The organism is Qipengyuania sp. MTN3-11 (genome assembly GCF_042851825.1).
Taxonomy (GTDB): domain Bacteria; phylum Pseudomonadota; class Alphaproteobacteria; order Sphingomonadales; family Sphingomonadaceae; genus Qipengyuania.
Genome location: NZ_BTGM01000001.1, coordinates 508,442 through 527,683 on the forward strand (window position 1 = coordinate 508,442; position 19,242 = coordinate 527,683).

The 19,242-nt window shown below is 63.4% G+C and carries 14 protein-coding genes and 1 tRNA gene; 9 read left to right on the forward strand and 6 right to left on the reverse strand.

The window, feature by feature from the left end; translation table 11 throughout:
- Positions 1 to 36 precede the first annotated feature (36 nt).
- The 3 genes from ACGHN1_RS02405 to ACGHN1_RS02415 are packed head-to-tail and all read left to right on the forward strand — an operon-like array spanning position 37 to position 5,577.
- The gene (locus ACGHN1_RS02405; protein WP_390547991.1) at positions 37 to 1,137 is read left to right on the forward strand and encodes an efflux RND transporter periplasmic adaptor subunit; all 1,101 of its coding nucleotides are present in this window, start codon (positions 37 to 39) and stop codon (positions 1,135 to 1,137) included.
- Positions 1,127 to 4,237: an efflux RND transporter permease subunit gene (locus ACGHN1_RS02410; RefSeq protein ID WP_390547993.1), complete on the forward strand. Its 3,111-nt coding sequence runs from the start codon at positions 1,127 to 1,129 to the stop codon at positions 4,235 to 4,237. Before ACGHN1_RS02405 ends, ACGHN1_RS02410 begins: the two co-directional genes overlap by 11 nt.
- Positions 4,234 to 5,577: an efflux transporter outer membrane subunit gene (locus tag ACGHN1_RS02415; protein ID WP_390547995.1), complete on the forward strand. Its 1,344-nt coding sequence runs from the start codon at positions 4,234 to 4,236 to the stop codon at positions 5,575 to 5,577. Before ACGHN1_RS02410 ends, ACGHN1_RS02415 begins: the two co-directional genes overlap by 4 nt.
- 66 nt (positions 5,578 to 5,643) lie before the next feature.
- On the opposite strand, the gene ACGHN1_RS02420 is transcribed toward ACGHN1_RS02415, so the two are convergent.
- The 3 genes from ACGHN1_RS02420 to ACGHN1_RS02430 all read right to left on the reverse strand — a co-directional run bounded on the left by ACGHN1_RS02420 (position 5,644) and on the right by ACGHN1_RS02430 (position 8,338).
- A complete protein-coding gene (locus ACGHN1_RS02420) occupies positions 5,644 to 6,204 on the reverse strand; it encodes a GNAT family N-acetyltransferase (protein WP_390547997.1) in 561 nt (186 codons plus the stop codon).
- Between the two features lie 9 nt (positions 6,205 to 6,213).
- Positions 6,214 to 7,407 carry an aromatic amino acid transaminase gene (locus ACGHN1_RS02425; protein WP_390549743.1) on the reverse strand — a complete coding sequence of 398 codons (1,194 nt, stop codon included), beginning with the start codon at positions 7,405 to 7,407 and terminating at the stop codon, positions 6,214 to 6,216.
- A 109-nt stretch (positions 7,408 to 7,516) separates the two neighbouring features.
- Positions 7,517 to 8,338 carry a DUF1134 domain-containing protein gene (locus ACGHN1_RS02430; RefSeq protein ID WP_390547999.1) on the reverse strand — a complete coding sequence of 274 codons (822 nt, stop codon included), beginning with the start codon at positions 8,336 to 8,338 and terminating at the stop codon, positions 7,517 to 7,519.
- A gap of 207 nt (positions 8,339 to 8,545) precedes the next feature.
- Between ACGHN1_RS02430 and ACGHN1_RS02435 the strand changes: the two genes are divergently transcribed.
- A tRNA-Ser gene (locus ACGHN1_RS02435) sits at positions 8,546 to 8,637 on the forward strand.
- Positions 8,638 to 8,874: 237 nt separating this feature from the next.
- Here the strand turns inward: ACGHN1_RS02435 and ACGHN1_RS02440 are convergent.
- The gene (locus ACGHN1_RS02440) at positions 8,875 to 9,177 is read right to left on the reverse strand and encodes a hypothetical protein (protein ID WP_390548001.1); all 303 of its coding nucleotides are present in this window, start codon (positions 9,175 to 9,177) and stop codon (positions 8,875 to 8,877) included.
- A gap of 220 nt (positions 9,178 to 9,397) precedes the next feature.
- On the opposite strand from ACGHN1_RS02440, the gene ACGHN1_RS02445 reads away from it, so the two are divergent.
- The 5 genes from ACGHN1_RS02445 (at position 9,398) to ACGHN1_RS02465 (ending at position 16,244) form a co-directional block, all read left to right on the forward strand.
- Entirely contained in the window at positions 9,398 to 10,561 is a 1,164-nt protein-coding gene (locus ACGHN1_RS02445) for an alpha-hydroxy-acid oxidizing protein (RefSeq protein WP_390548003.1), read from the forward strand.
- 490 nt (positions 10,562 to 11,051) lie between these two features.
- Entirely contained in the window at positions 11,052 to 11,705 is a 654-nt protein-coding gene (locus tag ACGHN1_RS02450) for a TetR/AcrR family transcriptional regulator (RefSeq protein ID WP_390548005.1), read from the forward strand.
- Positions 11,706 to 11,795: 90 nt separating this feature from the next.
- Positions 11,796 to 14,090: a TonB-dependent receptor gene (locus ACGHN1_RS02455; RefSeq protein ID WP_390548007.1), complete on the forward strand. Its 2,295-nt coding sequence runs from the start codon at positions 11,796 to 11,798 to the stop codon at positions 14,088 to 14,090.
- Positions 14,091 to 14,109: 19 nt separating this feature from the next.
- Positions 14,110 to 15,018, forward strand: coding sequence for an MBL fold metallo-hydrolase (locus ACGHN1_RS02460; RefSeq protein ID WP_390548009.1), 909 nt, complete (start codon positions 14,110 to 14,112; stop codon positions 15,016 to 15,018).
- On the forward strand, positions 15,015 to 16,244 hold the full coding sequence (locus ACGHN1_RS02465) for a cytochrome P450 (protein ID WP_390548011.1): 1,230 nt from the start codon (positions 15,015 to 15,017) through the stop codon (positions 16,242 to 16,244). The genes ACGHN1_RS02460 and ACGHN1_RS02465 overlap by 4 nt, the downstream gene beginning before the upstream one ends.
- 14 nt (positions 16,245 to 16,258) lie before the next feature.
- Here ACGHN1_RS02465 and ACGHN1_RS02470 read toward each other — a convergent pair whose 3' ends face one another.
- Positions 16,259 to 17,233, reverse strand: a complete 975-nt coding sequence (locus ACGHN1_RS02470) for an NADPH:quinone oxidoreductase family protein (protein ID WP_390548013.1) — start codon at positions 17,231 to 17,233, stop codon at positions 16,259 to 16,261.
- An 8-nt stretch (positions 17,234 to 17,241) separates the two neighbouring features.
- Positions 17,242 to 19,200 carry a flavin-containing monooxygenase gene (locus ACGHN1_RS02475; RefSeq protein ID WP_390548015.1) on the reverse strand — a complete coding sequence of 653 codons (1,959 nt, stop codon included), beginning with the start codon at positions 19,198 to 19,200 and terminating at the stop codon, positions 17,242 to 17,244.
- Positions 19,201 to 19,242 lie beyond the last annotated feature (42 nt).

A 19,242-nucleotide genomic window follows, 5' to 3' on the forward strand; every position in this document is an offset into this window, starting at 1 on the left:
TTTATCATTGCGCAGTAATCCGATACGCGGAAGCCCGTGTCGTTCGTTTCGCTCCGTGCATTCGTCGTCGTCGCCTGTCTTCTTCTTCTCGCCGCCTGCGGCGAGGCGGAGAGCGAGCCCGAACGCGCACCTGTGCCCGTGGTGGCGCAGGATATCCGAATCCTTCCCGAACAACTGGAAGTCGAGGCGATCGGCTCGGCCCGCGCCTCCACCTCCGCTGAAATCTACCCCGAGACCGAGGGGCGAGTAACCAATGTGCTGTTCACCGCCGGCGATTTCGTCGGTCGCGGAGAGCCCTTGCTGGTTCTTGATGCGCGGCAGGAGCGCCTGGCGGTCGAAGCCGCGCGGGTCCAGGTGCGCGAGGCCGATCAGCTGCTTGCCCGATACCGGCGGATCGAGGACACCGGGGCGCTTTCGGAAAGCCAGATCGAAGCCGGCGAGACCGCGCTCGCCTCTGCCCGCGTCGCGCTCGAGCAGGCGCAGACCGCGCTCGCCGATCGGACGGTGCGTGCGCCTTTCGCCGGCCATGTCGGCCTGACCGAGATCGACCCCGGCGACCGGGTCAACGGGACGACACCGATCACCCAGATCGACCAGCGGGGCACGCTCTACGTCGATTTCCCCGCGCCAGAGGCGGTGTTCAACGCCCTGCGGCCTGGCCAGATCGTGCAGGTCACGCCCTTTTCCGAACCCTCGCGCACGATCAACGCGCGGGTGGTCACCACCGACAATCGGATCTCGCAGGACAGCCGCGACTTCATCGTCCGCACGGCCGTTCCCAATTCCGACGACCGGCTGCGCCCGGGGATGAGCTTTCGCGTGGTGTTCACGCGCGCCGGCGAGTCCCGGCCGGCCGTGCCCGAACAGGCGATCGTCTGGGGTGGGGAGGGCTCGCACCTGTTCGCGGTGCGGGACGGCAAGGCGGTGCGCGTTCCGGTGACGATCACCGCCAGGCGCGAAGGTCTGGTCTTCGTCGACGGCGCGCTGAGGCGCACCGATCGGGTCATCGTCGAAGGCGTGCAGAAGGTCCGCGACGGGCAGGTCATCCGCCTCGTGCGCAACGGCTCGGGAACCGAACAGCGGGTCCAGGTTCGCGAACCGCAGGCGAGAACGTCGCCCTCGGCCGATGCAGAATAAATCCGATCTTCCCATGCTGGCGGTCAAGCGGCCGCTGCTGATCGGCGTGCTCAACCTCCTGATCGTCATCGCCGGCATCGCCGCGCTGATGGGGGTCGAGGTCCGCGAACTGCCCAATGTCGACCGACCCGTGGTATCGGTCACCGCCTCGCTCCCCGGTGCGGCGCCGGAAACGATGGATTCCGAGGTTACCAGCCTGCTCGAGGATGCCGTCGCCCGCGTTTCCGGTGTGCGCCAGATCAACGCCTCGAGCGAGGAGAACAATTCGCGCATCCGGGTCGAGTTCAATCCCGGCATCGATCTCGACACGGCGGCCTCGGATGTGCGCGAGGCGGTGAGCCGCGTCACTCGCGAGCTTCCCGACCGGGTCGAGCAGGTTACCGTGGTGAAGGCGGACCAGGACGCACAGCCGATCATGACCCTGGCGGTGCTCTCGACGCGCTACGACCAGGCCGAATTGACCCGCATCGTCGAGAACGACATCGTGCCCGAACTGCTCGCGGCGGAGGGTGTCGCCAGCATCGAGGAATTCGGCACGCGGGCGCGCCAGATGCGCGTCTCGGTCGATCCGGCGCGGCTCAACCGGTTCGGCCTCACCATCACCGACGTCGCCGAGGCGCTGCAGGGCGCTCCCTACGATGTCCCGGTCGGATCGTTCCGTTCGGACGCGCAGGAACTGGTGGTGCGTGCCGAGGCCAGCGCCACCGATCCGGCGCGGATCGAGAACGTCGTCATTTCCGGCAACACGAGGATCGGCGACATTGCGGAGGCCGATTTCGCCCCCGCCAACGCCACGAACTTCGTTCGCCTCGACGGGCAGCCGATCATCGGGCTCGGCGTGGTGCGGCAGGCCAGTTCGAACACGATCCAGATCTCCGATTCGATCCGCGAGGGTGTCGACCGGCTCAACGAACGCTTCGACGGGATTTCGGTCGAGGTCGTCTCCGACGATGCCGAATTCATCCGCATCTCGGTGCGCGAGGTCCTGATCACCCTCGCTTTCACCATCGCCGTGGTGGTCGGGACCATGCTGCTGTTCTTCCGGGCCTGGAGGCCCACGGTGGTGCCCAGCGCCACCATTCCGGTCGCGCTGGTCGGGGTGATCGCCGGCATCTGGATGATGGGCTTCTCGATCAATCTGCTGACCCTGCTCGCGCTCGTGCTCGCCACCGGCCTGATCGTCGACGATGCGATCGTGGTGCTCGAAAATGCGCAGCGCCTGCAGAACAAGGGGCTGGGGAGGAGAGCGGCGGCGGTTCTGGGCACGCGTCAGGTGTTCTTCGCCGTCGTCGCCACCACGGCGGTGCTGGTGTCCGTGTTCGTTCCCATCAGCTTCCTGCCCTCCGAGGCCGGGCGCCTGTTCCGCGAATTCGGCTTCGTGCTGGCGGTGGCCGTGATCATCTCGAGCTTCGTCGCCCTCTCGCTGGTGCCGGCGCTCGCGGCACGTTTCGACCTCACCAGTGGCGACGATGCCCCCGGCAAACTGTCGGAATGGGGCCACCGCGCCAACGGCTGGTACGAGAGCGCCTTGCGGCGCTGTCTCGACCGTCCGAAGCTGGTCGGGATCGTGTCGGTGGTGGCGGCGCTGGCGGCCGGCCTGCTCTATCCGCAGCTCGACAACGAGCTCGTCCCCGACGAGGATCGCGGCGTGATCGAGGTCGACGCGACGGGTCCCGACGGCGTCGGCATCGATTTCATGGACGGCGAGCTCGACGAGATCGAGCGGGTGCTCCAGCCCTATCTCGACGACGGAGTGATCGCGAGTACCTTTTCCATCGTCGGTCGCTACGATCCCAATCGGGTGCGGGTGATCGGCCAGCTTTCGGACTGGAGCGAACGCGACCGCAGCCAGACCGAGATCGTCGAGGAACTGAACGAGCCGCTGCAGGAAATTCCCGGCTCCCGGACCGATGCGCGGGGTCGCGGCACGCTCAGTTTCGGCGGCGGGGGCGAGGGTATCGAGGTGGCGCTGACCGGCGCCGAGTACGAGACGATCTTCGAATCCGCCGACGCGCTGGCCACGGCCATCGACACGCAGTCGGACATCCTCTCGAACGCCGAGATATCCTACCAGCCCACCCAGCCGCAGCTCTCGATACGTATCGACCGCCAGCGCGCCGCCGATCTCGGCGTCGATCTCGACGATCTCGCCCAGACCCTGCGGGCGATGGTGGGCGGGGACGATCTGGTCGATCTCAACGTCGGCGATCAGGCCGTGCCGATCTTCCTGACGGCGCAGGCGGTGACCGTCACCAACCCATCCGACCTGCGCAATCTCTATGTCCGCGGCACGGTGAACGGCGAGGATACGCTGGTTCCCATGTCCAGCGTCACCAGAATCGAGGAACAGGGCATCGCCGCCGAACTCAATCGCACCGAACAACGCCGCGCAATCGAGGTGAACGCCAATATCGCGCCCGGCACGCCCTTGCGCGAAGCTGTCGACGAGATCGAGCGGCTGGCTGAAGAATCGCTCGGTCCGGGCATCGACATGTTGCTTCAGGGGGAAGCCGAAAGCCTCGAGGAAACCTCGAACGATCTGCTGCTGACCTATGCCTTCGCGCTGATCATCGTCTTCCTCGTCCTCGTCGCCCAGTTCGAGAGTCTGACGAGCGCGCTGGTTGTCCTGTTCACGGTGCCCTTCGCGCTGGCCGCGGCGATCTTCGCGCTGTTTCTCTCGGGCGTGTCGCTCAACATCTATTCGCAGATCGGGCTGGTCATGCTGATCGGGCTGATGGCCAAGAACGGCATTCTGATCGTCGAGTTCGCCGATCAGTTGCGCCATCAGGGCCGCGACGTGCGGCAGGCCGTCGAGGAAGCGGCGGCGATCCGGTTGCGACCCATCGCCATGACCCTGATCTCGACCGTGCTCGGTGCTCTCCCGCTGATCCTGGCGAGCGGTGCCGGTTCCGAGGCGCGGCAGTCGATCGGCTGGGTCATCTTCGGCGGCCTCGGCATCGCCGGGGTATTCACGCTGTTCCTGACTCCGGTGATCTATCTCGCCGTGGCGCGTTTCGGCAAGCCGCGCACGATCGATCTCGAACGGCTGCGCACCGAGATCGAGAACGTCGACGAAGACATGACCGTCGCCCCGGCATGATCGGACGGATGGTTGCCGTGAGCGGGGCGCTGCTCCTGCCTGCCTGTGCCGGTGTCGCGCCTGCGGACATCGAGCCGCGGGTCGCCGCTCCGCCGGTCTATGCGACGCAATTGCCGCCTTCCGGCCTGGACCGGGAATGGTGGCTGGGCTTCGACGATCCGGTCCTCGACCGGCTGGTCGAGCAGGGGCTTGCAGCAAACCTCGATATCGATGCGGCCCGCGATCGTCTTGACGCGGCGGCCGCTTTGCTCAGGGCCGAGCGGGCCGACCGCCTCCCGACCATCGACGGCGCGGCGGAGGCTGGCGCGGCACTGGCAAACGACAGCGCGATAACCGCGAGTGCCGGGCTCTTTGGTCTGTTCGATCCCGATATAAACGGCCGGCTGGCGGCGGAAATCCGCGCCGCCGCTGCGGACTATGCCGAACAGGATTTTCTGCTCGCCGATCAGCGCCGGATCGTCGCCGCGGCGATCGCCAGCCAGTATATCGAGTTCCGGCGAAGCGGAGCACAGCTGGAACTCCTCGAACAATCGACCGAACTGCAGGAACAGACGCTTCGTATCGTCACCTTGCGATTCGAGGCCGGGCTCGCCGCCAATCTCGACGTCCGCCGCGCCGCCGCCGATTTGGCGCAGACGCGGGCGCGGCGCGGGCTGATTCTGATTGCCCGGGCACAGTCTGCAAACGCATTGGCGATCCTGCTGGCCGAGCCCGCCGGAGTTTTCGCCGTGCCCGAGGCCGGAGCCGGCGAGATACCGAATTACAGCCTCGGGCCGCCCGCCGGCGTGCCGGCCGACCTGTTGCGGCGGCGCACCGACATTCTCGCTGCCGAGGCACGGCTGGCACGGGCGGCGGCCGATATCGGGATCGAGCAGGCGGATCTGCGCCCCTCGCTGACCATACCCGGTACGCTCGGCATCGGAGACGGATCGCTCGGCGGCATCTTTAGCGACTTCCTGCTTACCCTGGGCGCGGCGATCGACCTGCCGCTGTTCGACGGCGGGCGGCGCCGGGCCGAAGTCGAGGCGGCCGAGGCGGAAGCGCGGGCGCGGGTCGCGGAATATCGATCGTTCTTCCTCGTGGCGCTGGGCGAGGTAGAGAACGCGCTGGTGGCGATCGATGCCTATCAGCAGCGCAACGCCGATCTCGTCGAAGCCATCGAGCAGAGCGAGGCCGCGCTATCGCAATCCAACGCGCTCTACCGCGAAGGCTTGGCGTCGCTCTTCGACGTGCTCGATGCCCAGCGCCAGCTGATTTCCAGCCGCCAGGACCTCATCGATAGCGAAGCCGCGCTGGCGAATTCCCACGTCGCATTCCACGCTGCAGTCGGGTCGGATTGATCGCAGGGGCGGACTGAGACCGGCCGTGCGACTTCCGTTCGGGCAAGTTAACCGGTGCCGATCGTGTCAGTCGGTCGAAAGCGGCCCTTCCACGAACCCTGCTCGGTCGATCGTGTAATAGAGATGCACCACGCGCCGCCCCTGATAGCGGTCGAGATCGTAACGCTCGGGATCGCGCGCCGCGCCGATATTGTCCAGAGCCTGACGCGAGCGATAGTTGGTTTCGCCGACGCGGAAATCGACCCGTGCCACATATCGAAATGCGTGGCCTAGCATTGCCCGTTTGAGCTCCCGGTTCAGCCCCTTGCCCCAGCAGGCGGTGGCGAGGAACGTCCAGCCGATTTCGACCGAACCGCCGTTCTCTGGGTCGTAACGATCGTATCGTGAATGGCCGACCATGGAGTCGTCGCTCTTGCGGATCACGGCGAGCGAACCGCCGCTCGCCAGACATTCGTCGAAGAGCTTGTCGAACACCTCTCGCCGCCACCGATCGTGCATCGGGTGCTGTTCCCAGACCATCGGATCGGCGGCGACGGCGTAGAGCGCGTCGCGGTCGCTTTCCTCCAGCGGACGGACGATAAGCCGCTCGGATTCGAGCCGCGGTTGCCAGTCGGGGTCCGCCGTCATGGCGAAACGTCAGCCCGCCGTATCGCCCGCCGTCACTTCCCTGAGCGCGGCGATGAACTGAGCGCTGTTGCCTTCGTGCAGCCCGGCGACGTTGATGCGGCCCGATCCGGCCATGTAGATGCCGTGATCCTCGCGCAGCCGGACGATCTGCGCTTTCGACAAGGGAAGCACGGCAAAGAGACCGTTCTGATCCGCAAGGCTCGCCAGATCGAGCCCGGGTACTTCGTTGTCCGCAGCAGCCAGCCGTTCGCGGACCCTGCGCATGCGGGTGCGCATGGAGTCGAGTTCGTCGAGCCACTCGCTCGTGAGGTTATCGTCGCGCAGCACGATCCGTACCGCCGCCGCGCCATGATCGGGCGGCATCGACCAGTTCGCCCGCGCCAGCGCATTGGCGTTGGACACCGCGTTTTCGAGCGTTTCGGCGCTGTCGGCGAGCATGTAGAATGCGCCCACCCGGTCGCGATAGAGGCCGAAATTCTTGTCGCAGCTGTAGGCGACGAGCGCCTGGGGTATCGCCGCCAGGACCTGTCGCACGCCGGCGACGTCCTCTTCCATCCCCTGACCCAGGCCCTGGTAGGCGATGTCGAGCACGGGCATTGCCGCGCTCTTGGCGAAGGCACCGGCGATCGCTTCCCACTGCGCAGCGTCGTAATCGATCCCGGTAGGGTTGTGGCAGCAACCGTGAAGCAGCACCGCCTCGCCGGATCCCGCCCCGCGGATCGCCGCGAGCACTGCATCGAGATCGGCGGTTCCGTCGGCACTGGCATGGTCGAAGGGAACCGTCTCGAGTTCGAGATCGGCAATGATCTGCGCATGGTTGGGCCAGCTCGGCAGGCCCAGGTGAACCCTGGTCACGCCCGCCTGCTTCGCCAGCGCCAGCGCCAGCCGCACGGCCCCGGTGCCGCCCGGGGTCTGCATCCCGACGAGACGGCCGCCCATCGTCGCATCGCGGCCGAAGACATAGGGCATCAGCGCGTTGACGAACCCCGTGTCGCCTTCCGGCCCCAGATAGCTCTTGCTGTCCTGTTCCTCCACCAGCCGTGCTTCGGCGGATTTGATGGCCTTGAACACGGGGGTTGCGCCATCGCCGGTGCGATAGACGCCGACGCCAAGATCGATCTTGTCGGTCCGCGGATCGTCGGCATGCATCTTGATGAGCGCGAGCAGCGCGTCGGCGGGTTTGGGCTGAAGGTTCTCGAGCATGGTCGCTCCCATGCGCGGATAGGAAAAGGGCCGCAACAGGAAATCCTGCCGGGACCCCGGGAGCCTTCGCTTGTTATCGCTTGTCGACCCGAAGGGCTCCTTTTCCCGATCAGAAGGGAAGCCAGCGCTGCTCCTTGGAGAACTTCATGTAGCCTGCGTTGATCCCGAGGCGCAGGCCCGCGCCGACCCGGATTGGGATCAGCACGACATCGCCCTTGCGCAGATAGCTCGCGGTCATTCCGCCCACGACATAGGCCTGACCCTCGCCGGCCGGATAGCGCTCGTAGAGCTCTTCGCTGTCGTAGAGGTTGTAGACGAGCACGAAAGTGCTGCCGGCGTTGGCGCCGGCATCGAAGCCGATCGAGGGGCCGGTCCAGTAGACCGGACGCTGGCCCTCGACCTTGTGGTACAGTGTGCCCGAACCGTAGCGTGCGCCGACGATGAAGGCGCCTCCGGCCTCGCGACCGACGATGTAGCCGTTGGGCTCGCCCTGCTCGGCGAGCAGATCCTGGATCATCTTGGCGACCCCTTCGGCACCCTTGCCGAAGACCCCCTCGGCGGCACCGATCAGATCGTCCTCGCGATAGGTGGTGGAAGGATCGGCGGCGGCATTGCTCGCGGCGGTCTCGGCGGGAGAGGCGGCGGTCGAATCGGAGGGCGCGGCTTGTTCCCATTCTGCCACAGAGGGGGCGTCGGCAGCCGGTTCGCGCGTGTAGGTCACCGCAGGGTCCTCGGCAGCCTCCTGCGCATAGACGTAGGGCTCGCCGGGCGCCTCCTCGAGATCGCCATCGATCGGCGCGTCGTAGGCGGCGTCGGGATCCACCGTCTCGACCTGCGCGGCCAGCGGGGTCGCCAGCGGCGCGGCAAGAAGGCCGAACGCGGCCGCGAGCGTCCAGCCGGCGCGGCGAAGCGTGAATGGTTGCGTGGTCATGTGCATCGTCCCTCCCTTCGGGCAAACCGATGTGGCCTCAAAAGAATCCTATTCTCGACAGGCGGCAATGAGCGGGCGGTGAACCGAATCCGAAACGCGACGAACCGAACCCCGGTTGCGATGCGTAGCGGCCATGGCCAAGGCACTTGAAGCGCTGCGAACCCACCCCTATAGCGCTGCGCTCGCAGCCGGAAACGAATGCGTCGCGGAGACGTGGGTGAGTGGCTGAAACCAGCTCCCTGCTAAGGAGCCATACCTCTATCGGGGTATCGAGGGTTCGAATCCCTCCGTCTCCGCCACCCACCCTCAGCACTGGTCTCTCGTTTCAGCATGTTCGGTAAAGTGCGCACGTATACTGCGCCGTCTGGCTATCCGCTTCGTAGCTGTCTGCCACCCATGACCAGACCTTCGGTTAAAGGCCCAACAGCAACTCTCCGAATGTTCCTCTGCCTAAGCGTCAACGCTCCGAGCGCCATCGGGCGCGCTGAGCCGGATGTCCATCAAGGGTCTGGATGGCGACGCAAGCGTCAGCAGGCTTATCGCCTACGCCATCGCGCGTACGCCCATGCGCCGAATGGCTCGCTTGCGATGGACCTCGATCGTTCGGTGGTGGTGAGCCGGTCGTTCTTCTTGAGCTGGACGACGGTACCAAAGGCCTTGGAACGTTCGAGTTCCTCGAACGAGAAGACCGGCAGGATCTGCTCGCGCCTTTTCTCGATCAAATTGCTTTCCTGATTGGGGATGGTTCGCCTTTTGGCGGGATCATGCACCTTTCGCCTCGATTCCGAAGTGACGATCGTCAAGGCGCGGCGACCCAATTCAGGAGGGGGTTCGATCATCCTCGTCGGCTGGCGCAAAGTTCCCGTTCCGAATGGCAATCCATTCCCACCGGATGGCGATGAGGTCGCTGGTGCGCTGCGGCCGTGCCGCGATGGCCGCTGATCGAAAATTGGGCCAAGCGCGAAGCGCCAGGAATTCCGCAATGACGGCCTGTCGATCAATGTCTAGCAACCGGAGAGATGAGGTGGCAATCTGTGGTTAGACGCAGGAGACCAGCAATTGGCGCATTTCGGTGATTTCCAGAACGAAATATACGGAGCGGGCCTGAGCGGCACGATTCCCTCCTTTCCAGTCGATTTCCGCACCCTGGAAAAAAGAGCGGAAGCGGCACTCTCGCCTTCGATTCTCAACTACGTGCAGGGCGGATGTGGCAACGAAGGAACCCAGAATGCGAACGTGGAAGCGTTCAACCGATGGGGCATGGTCCCGCGCATGCTGGTCGATTGCACCAGCCGGGATCTCTCGGTCGATATCTTCGATCTGAAATTGCAGTCGCCCGTGTTCATGGCTCCGATAGGGGTCAACGGAGAAATGACCCAGGATAGGTGTGGCGATATCGCAGCCGCACAAGCCTCGGCGGCTGTCAACGTGCCGTTTTGTGCCTCGACGCTCTCGAACACACCCATGGAGGATGTTTCACGGGCGACGGCCGAGACGCCCGCCTTCTTCCAGCTTTACACGCCTCGTAACGAAGAGCTCGCCGCCAGCCTCATCCACCGGGCCGGCAATGCGGGCTTCAAGGCGCTGGTCATCACGCTCGATACCTGGGTCACGGGCTGGCGCCCGCGGGATCTCAACACCTCGAATTTTCCGCAACTGCGCGGGAAGGTTCTCGAGAATTATTTCAGCGATCCGGTCTTTCGGGCGATGTTGGCGCGACCGCCCGAAGAGGACCTTGCTGCAGCGGTGAGCGCATGGGGTGCGACCTTCGGGAAGGTGCTCACGTGGGACGATATCGGCTGGTTCCGCGAGATCACCGACATGCCCATCGTACTCAAGGGCATCTGCCACGAGGACGATGCGCGCCGTGCCGCGGACATGGGTGTCGACGGGATCTATTGTTCCAACCATGGGGGACGCCAGGCGAACGGCGGGATTGCCGCGATAGATCTTCTTCCCGGAGTGGTGAAGGGTGCGGGTTCCGTGCCGGTGATGTTCGACAGCGGCGTAAGGTCCGGTAGCGACGTCATAAAGGCGATCGCGCTTGGCGCCACGATGGTGGGGATAGGCAGACCCTATGCCTATGGCCTGGCCATCGGCGGTGCCAAAGGTGCGGCGCACGTGCTGCGGTCGATCCTGGCGGAGGCAGATCTGCTCATGGCCGTCGACGGATATCCCTCGCTCGCCGCAGTAAGGGAGGAGGGTGCGCGGCGGCTGGACTGACCGGACTGATCCAACAGCCCGGCATTATGCGGGCTGAACCGCAAGCAATCTCCGGGAACATGGAGAACCACCCGATCGCACTTCCTGGCGCCGTGTCGTTCGAGGGAGCCAATTCGGTGAAAATACTTCCCTTTTGAATTGACGGATCAGTCGCTGGGCCCGCCTCGCTCGTGAGTATCGACAGAGGTGGTGAGGGTGTGAACCCTACCAGCAGATTCCGAACCCGCTGAAAGACAGGGCCCGGCTGGTATGGACAGTTCGGGATGCAGATACCGCGGTTACAGCTGGCGGGCGAAGAGATGGCGGAGCCGCGTTGGACGATTGATTTTTCGGACCGGAAATCAACTGCTTATAAAGGCCTTCTCCACGTTTTACGAAAACTACTGGCTAGTAGATCAGTTTTATGGCATCTCGTCCTCAACGGTGGCGCAGCATCCGCCGACAGGGAGATGGAATTGCTTGTACGTCCGGAATCGGCGAAAGCACGGTCATGCAAACCGTAGCGAAAAAGGCGCGCGACACCGCGCCCGGAGCCGGCGCTTCACTCAAGAACGAGTTCGTAGCGTTCAAGACCAACCGGATCGTGGAGGTGGCAAGCCATCTTTTCTACCAGCGCGGTTACGGAAGCTGCACGCTGGACAATGTCGCGGACAGGCTCGGCGTGACCAAACCGTTTTTGTATTCCTACTTCAAGAACAAGGAAGCCATCCTCGCGGCGATCTGCGCCGTTGGGATCAGCGAAGCGCTGTCGGTTCTCGAGGAGACGTTGGCAGGCGAGCACCAGAACCATCGCGATCTTCTGGAACAGGTGGTGCGCAAGGTCGGCCGTATCGTGATCGATCGGCAGGAATATGTCGTGGTCTACCAGCGAGAGATGAAACACCTCAGCGCGATCGAATACGACCGCATACTCCGGTTGCGCCATTCCTTCGATCACCAGATCGCCGAACTGATCCGCGAAGGAGTGGAAGCCGGGGAATTTCGCGAGGATACCGATTCCTTCGTCGCGGTGTGGATTGGCGGTCTGATCAGTTGGATTCCCACTTGGTATTCGCGCGGCGGCCAACGCTCGGCCGATGAAGTGATCGACCAGCTGGTGGCGGCTGCGCTTCGTCTGGCCGGGGCCGAAAAACCAGTAACCTGATCGCAATTCTAGAAACGGAATCCGTCCAATTTTTGACTAGTGATACTGGCCAGTAGAAAAACAGAGAACCGGTATTTTGGGAGAGGCAAAATGTTGAGTAATACCAAACGCGCGTTGCTGTCGGCCACGGCCATCGTCTCGCTTTTTCCCGCGCAGGCTGTGTTTGCGCAGGACGAGATCGATCCTGCGGCTGGGCCCGGTTCGGATGAAGAGCCCGGAGCGCTGATCGTGGTAACGGCAACGAAATCGGGCCAGACGTTGGAAGACACGGCAGCCGCAATCTCGGTGATCGGCGCCGACCAGCTTGGCGCCGGTGCGATCGAGAATGCTGGAGATTTGGCACTGGCGGTTCCGAATGTGTCGGTGGGCGATCAGTTCGGCGTCAACCGCACCTTCATTCGCGGCATCGGTCTCACCAGTATCGATCTGGGTGCAGACGGCGCGGTGGCCTTTCTCCAAAACGGGGCGATCAACAGCCGTCCTGCCGCGCAGCTGAGCGGGTTTTTCGACCTTGCACAGATCGAAGTCCTGCGCGGACCGCAAGGCACCACCTACGGTCGCGGAGCGACCGGTGGAGTCATCAATATTGTTACCGCACGGCCTACTCCCTTCTTCGAGGGATATGCTCGCGCCACCTACGGCAATTACGATGCCGTCACGCTTGAAGGAGCGGTCGGCGGACCGATCGCCGGCGACTCGTTGATGTTCCGCGTCGCGGGCAAGTACGAGAATCGCGACGGCTACGGAAAGAACCTGTTCACCGGCAACCCGGTCGACGATCGCGACGCTTACGCCGTCCGCGCGTCGCTGATGGCGAACGTCACGCCCGACCTCGAGCTGTTGATCGTGGCCGATCATTTCCGGGAGGACGATTACAATTACGCGTTCCATTATTTTGGACCGACCGTGCTGCCCGAGTCTCTGCTGCCCGGGCCGCTGCTCGGGGGGCGTACCATCAATGATTTCTACGCTGCCCAGGGTGAGCCCACCAACAACCGCAACATCTACTCCGACGAAGATGCGATCAACGATCGCGAAGGCACCAGCCTCCAGGGGATTGCCACTCTGGACAAGGGTAACTTCACGCTGACTTCGATCACCGCCTACCGCAAGTTCGAGCGGTTCAACCGCGACGATCTCGATGTGTCGGACGTCAACGCGTTCGGTCGGAACGACTACACCGAGGACAGCGAGTCCTTCAGCCAGGAATTTTCGTTCACCGCCGACCTGGGGAGCCTCTCGCTGCTTGGCGGTGCGATGTATTTCGAGGAATCGCTGTTCGGCGAGGTGCGCGTGCCTACCGTCAACCTGGCCCAATATTTCAATATCGCGCTCGGCACCAACCTTCCGCCCAACGCCTTCGACAATGGGTTCTACCTGCAGCGCGGCACGGTCGATACCAAGGCCGTCGGGATATATCTGGAGGGGACCTACGAGATAACGCCCGATCTCTCCCTGACCGCAGGCGCGCGTTACAACTGGGAAGAGCGTTCGGGATCGGGTCGCTTCAGCTTCGAGGCGCAGGGGCTGGACATCCCCACCGACAAGACCGGCAGCTGGGACGCTATCACCCCGAAATTCGTCCTCGAATACGAAACCCCCGGGGGCACGTTGCTCTACGGAAAGGTCACGAAAGGCTTCAAATCGGGCGTCGTCAACATCGGCAGCATCAATTCGGTCATCGATCCCGAGGACGTCTGGGCTTACGAACTGGGTGTACGCGGCGAGACCGACAACGGCCAGTTCGGTTACAATGCGGCGGCATTCTATTACGATTACACGAACCTGCAGGTCGGCTTCGTAAACGCAAACAGCATCGTGGAGACGATCAACGCAGCGTCTGCGCGCAACTACGGTCTCGAAGTGGAAGCAACCATCCGGCCCGTGCCGAACACCACCTTCCGGATCTTCGGCACTTACCTGAACGCCAAGTACACCGATTTCTGCAACGGATATTACGGGGCCGGCGATCCGACGCGGCGGCAGTTTCCGGCTTGTCCGACAAACCCTGCCTTGTCTGACCTGTCGGGCAACCAGCTTGCCAACGCGCCCGATTTCACCGTCGCGGTGTTCGCCGACCACACGATCGAGTTGGGATCGAGCGGCTCGATCGATTTGTCGGCGGATGTGAACTTCCAGGACGAGGTGTTCTTCACCGAGTTCAATAACCGCGATGCGCGGCAGGAGGCTTTCGCGATCGCCAACGCCAGCATCACTTACCGCTCTCCGGACGAACGATACTCGCTCTCGTTCTGGGGCAAGAACATCTTCGACAATTACGTACTGGCCAACACGATCATCACCGCGCCGCTTTACGGGTTCGTTTCGGTGGGCTCGCTGCGGCCTCCCCAGACCTACGGAGTGACGCTGGGTTTCGATTTCTGATCGCGGGGAAGGGGGTGACATGACCGACAGTTTCCGCATTGGACGTCATACGGTCTATCGCATCGAGGAGTGGCGGGGCGGGTTCAGCCCGCCCGAAGCCCTCTTCGCGGAATACGAGGGCGATGCATTTGCCGAGCAGGCCCCGGGGTTCGAACCCGATTTCCTCCGTGATGGATTGATCTACGGCTATCTGCAAAGCTGGCTGATCGACACCGGAACAAGCCGCGTCCTGGTCGACACCGGAGCCGGGAATAACAAGAGCCGTCCCGGAATTCCGATCTTTGGCGATCTGGAGAGCGACTTCGTCGGGAAGCTGGCCGAGACCGGGTACGGTCCCGAGGATGTCGATGTAGTCTTCTGCACTCATCTGCATATCGATCATGTCGGTTGGAACACGCAGATGGTGGAGGGGGAGTGGGTACCGACCTTTCCCAACGCGACCTACTTCCTGCCATCTGTCGACGAAGACGCATGGAATCCCGCCAAGGGAACCTACGCCCAGCTTGCCGGCGCGGCGGTCAACGCGAACGTGTTCGAAGACAGCGTTGCACCGGTAATCGAAGCGGGCCTAGCCCGGCTGGTCGAGGATGGCGCGGAAATTGCGGAAGGCATGATCGCCCGCAATGCCCCCGGCCACACGCCCGGCCATATGGTGCTCGAAGTTAGAAGCGGCGCGGACATCGCACTGTTCACCGGCGATATTCTACACCATCCGATGCAGATCGTGCGACCCGGCTGGAACAGCGTTTATTGCGAAGACCGCATCCAGGCGGCGGCCACCCGGCGCGCGATACTCGAGCGCGCTGCAGACGAGGGCGCGCGTATCGTCCCCGCACATTTCGGCGCGCCCCACTCGGTTTTCGTGGAACGTGACGGAGCGGGTTTCGTCCCATTTTACCGCGCAAATGGCAGGGGGAGGGCCGCATGACGCACCACACCGTACCCTCCTTCGCCCCGGACGCACCGGGAATGCATCTCGACCCCTATCCGGCCTTCGCACGACTGCGGGAAGAGGATCCGCTGCATCGCTCGGACCTTGGCTATTGGGTGGTAAGCCGGCACGAAGACGTGCGCGGGGTATTGATGGATCGCGACGCGTTCGGTCAGGGCGATTTCGTTGGCAATGTCCGACTTTTCTACGGCCCGGATTTCGACGTGATGGGTCAGCCATCGTACAAATGGCTATCGGAAGTTTTCCTGATGCAGGACCCGCCGCATCACACCCGGGTAAGGGGCATGGTGACCGGAGCTCTGAACGCGCGACGGGTGCGAGCCATGGAGCCGCGCATTCGCGAGATCGCAAACGACCTTATCGATGCGATGCTTGCCCGCGGATCGGCCGACATCATCCACGATTTCGCCTATCAGCTGCCGGTGCGCGTCATGTGCGACATGCTCGGCATCGAGCCGGAAGATCCCCGGATGCCCGCAGTGATCGGCGCCATCGCGCAAAGCTTCATCGTGTTCGAGGCGCGGGCTCTCAGCGTGGTGGAGCTGGCAACCGCGAACGAACAGATCGGTATCCTTCAGCGCTTCTTCGAGGAATTGTTCGAACAGCGCATGGCCAAACCGTGCGACGATCTCGCGACCGCGCTGGTGCAGTCGGGCGGACAGGAGGATTCGCTCTCGCATGACGAACTCGTCACGGTGGCGATCGGGCTTTTCGGCGCGGGTTTCGAGACGACCGCCCATATGATCGGCAACGCCATGCTGAGCTTCGCGCGCGAACCGGCGCAGTGGCAGCGTCTGGTTGACGATCCGCAGGGTATGGCCGCGGGGGCGGTGGACGAAACGCTGCGCTACGAAAGCTCGCTGATCGCTACCTATCGCACCGCCCTGAAAGAGACGCACCTGCGCGGCGAAACCATCGAGCCCGGAACTAAGGTGCTGACCCTGATCGGTGCCGGCAATCGTGATCCCCGAGTTTTCGATCGGCCCGACGACTTCGATATAGGCCGGGATGCGAAGAAGCACCTCAGCTTCGGCGGCGGCATCCATTTCTGCGCGGGCGCGGAGCTTGCGCGGCTCGAGGGGCGAATCGCATTCGAACAGCTGGCCGCGCGCATGCCGACGCTGAAGGCCAAGGTGAAGAACCCGCAGTGGCGCGAGGGCTTTCTGTTTCGCGGGCTGAGTTCACTTCCCGCGATCTGGTAGGCGCAGCGCGCCCGTCAGGGCACGACGATCGTCTTGCCGATCCGGTCTTTGCTGGTCACGAAGGCGATGGCCTCGGCCGCCATCTCGAGCGGAAAGCGGCGCGCGACAACAGCTTCGATACGGCTCGAAGCGGCCATTTCAAGGACGACGGACAGGATTTCTCGTATCCTGGCGGGGTCGCTCTCCCAAAGATAGCGAGCGTCAACTCCCACCAATTCGCCCGATTTCAGCAGTGGCAGGTTGGCAGGCAGGCTGGCGATGCCGTCGCCGGATGCGAAGCCGATTACGAGATGGCGCCCCTTCTTGGCCAGAGAACGAAAGCATGGCTCCAGCAGTGAGCCGCCGACGGGATCGAACACCATGTCGACACCGGCCGGAAAATCGCGCTTCACGGCAGCGCGCCAGTTCTCGTCTTGATAATCGACAACACTGTCCGCGCCCAGCTGCCCGACCAGCGCCCGTTTCTCGTCACCCGACGCAAGCGCGACGACCCGCGCACCATTCGCTGCACCCAACTGGACTGCGGCAGAACCGACACCGCCCGATGCACCGGTGACGAGAAGGCTCTGGCCCGTTTTCAGCCCTCCGCGATCAAACAGCGCATAATAGGCGGTAAGCATGTCGAGCAGCAGAGCCGCCGCATTGCCCGCCTCCAAGGCATCCGGGACCGCGACCGCGTATTTGGCGGCAATGATCGTCTGCTCGGCGAGTCCGCCGCCATACTGCCAGCAAGCCACGCGCTGGCTCTTCCGAAATCCTTCGACCCCTTCTCCGCAAGCCAGGACCCGCCCCACGATTTCTCCTCCGGGCACGAAGGGCACCGGCGGCTTCACCTGATAAAGGCCGCGCATGACCAGCTGGTCCACGAAGCCCAGCCCGGTAGCTTCCACCTGAAGCAAGACTTCTCCGGGCGCGGGGCTGTCTGGTTCGGTGCCGCGAAGCTTGAAATTTTCGAGGCTTCCCAGCTCGTCTGCAATGAATGCGAGCATCTAAGGCGTCAGCCGGTCCTTGCGGCCGAGTGCGACGCACCGCCCGCTTGGTCGAAGGCAAGATCGCTTTCGTCGGGCTTGCGGGTCATTCTCCAGAAGGCATCATTGCGCCACGGGGTGATCGCAACCACCCGGCCTTTTTCGTTGCGATACCAGTTCTCGGTACCCGGATGCGTCCACACCAGCTTCTCGTGCGCTTCGTCGATGCGGCGGAGGTAGTCTTCATACACCCCGTCCCGCACCTCGACCGTCTGCGCCCCGCGCTCAGCGGCGGACAACACGACCTCGCCGGCGAAATGCATCTGGTTCTCGATGTTTCGGATCATGCTGCCTCCGTGTCCCGATCCGACATTCGGGCCGAGAAGGATGAAGAAGTTCGGAAAACCGGGAACAAGCGTCCCCAGATAAGCGGCGGCGTCGTTCTCGCCCCACTTGTCGTGCAACTCCTCGCCGCCTCGCCCGATGATATCGTAGGACCCGAGGACGTTGGTGGTCTGGAAGCCCGTCGCAAGGATAATGACGTCGGCCTTCACGGTGCGTCCCGAGGAGGAATACAGGGTATTGCCCTCGATTTTCGCCAGATGTTCGGGGATCAGGGTGACATGGTCCTTCTTGATCGTCCGGTACCAACCGTTGTCGAGCAGCATCCGTTTGGCGAAGGGGGGGTAATCGGGCAGCACGTGTTCGATCAGGTCGGGGCGCTCTTCCAGCTGTTCGTTTACGTAGCGCGTGAAGGCGCGCCGATGGCCGTCATTGATCTCGTTCACGGCCCGCTCGGGAAACTCCCATTCGGGATCGCGGAAGAGAGTGCCGTGCACCCGGTCGTTGAAGGTCCAGGAAAGCCGCTGTTCCAGCCAGGCGCGATAGAGCGGGACGACTTGCATCAGATAGCGAACGCCATCGGGAATCGTCTTGCGGAACTGCGGGAAAGGCGCTGCCCACTGCTTGGATCGCGCGAAGATCGTGAGGCTTTCAACCTCGTCCGCGATGGCAGGGGCTACCTGCATCCCGGATGCGCCATTGCCGATGACCGCAACCCGCTTGCCGGCAAGGTCCGCGTTATCGGGCCAGCGGCTGGTATGATAAATCTTTCCGGTGAAGTCGTCGAGACCGTATATGTTCGGGTATTGCGGCGTGTTGAGGATGCCGACTGCGCTGAACAGGTAATCCGCGCTGTGGGTTTCGCGACTCCCCTCGGGCGTCGTCACCGCGACATCCCATTTTGCCGATCCCTCGTTCCAGCGGGCTTCCTCGACGCGGGTGCCGAAGCGGGAGTTTTCGTAAAGCCCGAACGACTTCGCGGTGTCGAGCAGATAGGCTTCGATTTCGTCGCGGAGGGGGAAATACATCGACCAGTCGTTGGGTCGGATCGAGAATGTGTATGTCAAAGAGGGCGTGTCGACCCCGCAGCCGGGATAGCGATTTTCGAACCAGGTGCCGCCGAAATCATCGTTCTTCTCGAATAGCGTGTATGGGACACCCAGCCTGCTGAGCTCGATGCCCGCGCAGATGCCCGACACCCCGCCGCCGATAATGATCGCGGTCTTGCCTTCCGGTACGGATGCCGTGGGGCCCGCTTCCTTGTCGTAATTCATTCCCGCCGCGACGATGTCGCCATATTCTTCGGGCACGGGTTCGGCCATCGCGACCGAAAGCATTTCGGCGAGGCGTGCATTGCTTGGCCGGGCCAATGCCAGCGGTTCGCCGTCGAGCCACCGCAGGATCGCGACATGGGCCGCGTCGCGGACCTGAGCCTGGACATCTTCGGGCAGCTGGCCGCTGTCGTTGTCGTCGAGACCCGGAGAGCGCTTCGGCGCGTAGGGCTCGCCCAGCCAGCGATTCTCGCCCGTCATCTGGTAGAGAATCATCAACAGGGCTGGAATATTAGCATCGGCAATGCCGCTTTCCAACAGGTCGCGATCGACTTGTGTTGCGGGAATGGGCCGGTGGGAGAAAGGGTTTTTCATCTAGTCGAATATCCTGCAGCGGCTTGATGACCGGCGGTGTCT

Coding starts and splice junctions, on each gene's coding strand:
- ACGHN1_RS02410 (WP_390547993.1), top strand. CDS start 1,127: ATGCAGAATAAATCCGATCTTCCCATGCTGGCGGTCAAGCGGCCGCTG.
- ACGHN1_RS02415 (WP_390547995.1), top strand. CDS start 4,234: ATGATCGGACGGATGGTTGCCGTGAGCGGGGCGCTGCTCCTGCCTGCC.
- ACGHN1_RS02420 (WP_390547997.1), bottom strand. CDS start 6,204: ATGACGGCGGACCCCGACTGGCAACCGCGGCTCGAATCCGAGCGGCTT.
- ACGHN1_RS02425 (WP_390549743.1), bottom strand. CDS start 7,407: ATGCTCGAGAACCTTCAGCCCAAACCCGCCGACGCGCTGCTCGCGCTC.
- ACGHN1_RS02430 (WP_390547999.1), bottom strand. CDS start 8,338: ATGACCACGCAACCATTCACGCTTCGCCGCGCCGGCTGGACGCTCGCG.
- ACGHN1_RS02440 (WP_390548001.1), bottom strand. CDS start 9,177: ATGATCGAACCCCCTCCTGAATTGGGTCGCCGCGCCTTGACGATCGTC.
- ACGHN1_RS02450 (WP_390548005.1), top strand. CDS start 11,052: ATGCAAACCGTAGCGAAAAAGGCGCGCGACACCGCGCCCGGAGCCGGC.
- ACGHN1_RS02455 (WP_390548007.1), top strand. CDS start 11,796: ATGTTGAGTAATACCAAACGCGCGTTGCTGTCGGCCACGGCCATCGTC.
- ACGHN1_RS02460 (WP_390548009.1), top strand. CDS start 14,110: ATGACCGACAGTTTCCGCATTGGACGTCATACGGTCTATCGCATCGAG.
- ACGHN1_RS02465 (WP_390548011.1), top strand. CDS start 15,015: ATGACGCACCACACCGTACCCTCCTTCGCCCCGGACGCACCGGGAATG.
- ACGHN1_RS02470 (WP_390548013.1), bottom strand. CDS start 17,233: ATGCTCGCATTCATTGCAGACGAGCTGGGAAGCCTCGAAAATTTCAAG.
- ACGHN1_RS02475 (WP_390548015.1), bottom strand. CDS start 19,200: ATGAAAAACCCTTTCTCCCACCGGCCCATTCCCGCAACACAAGTCGAT.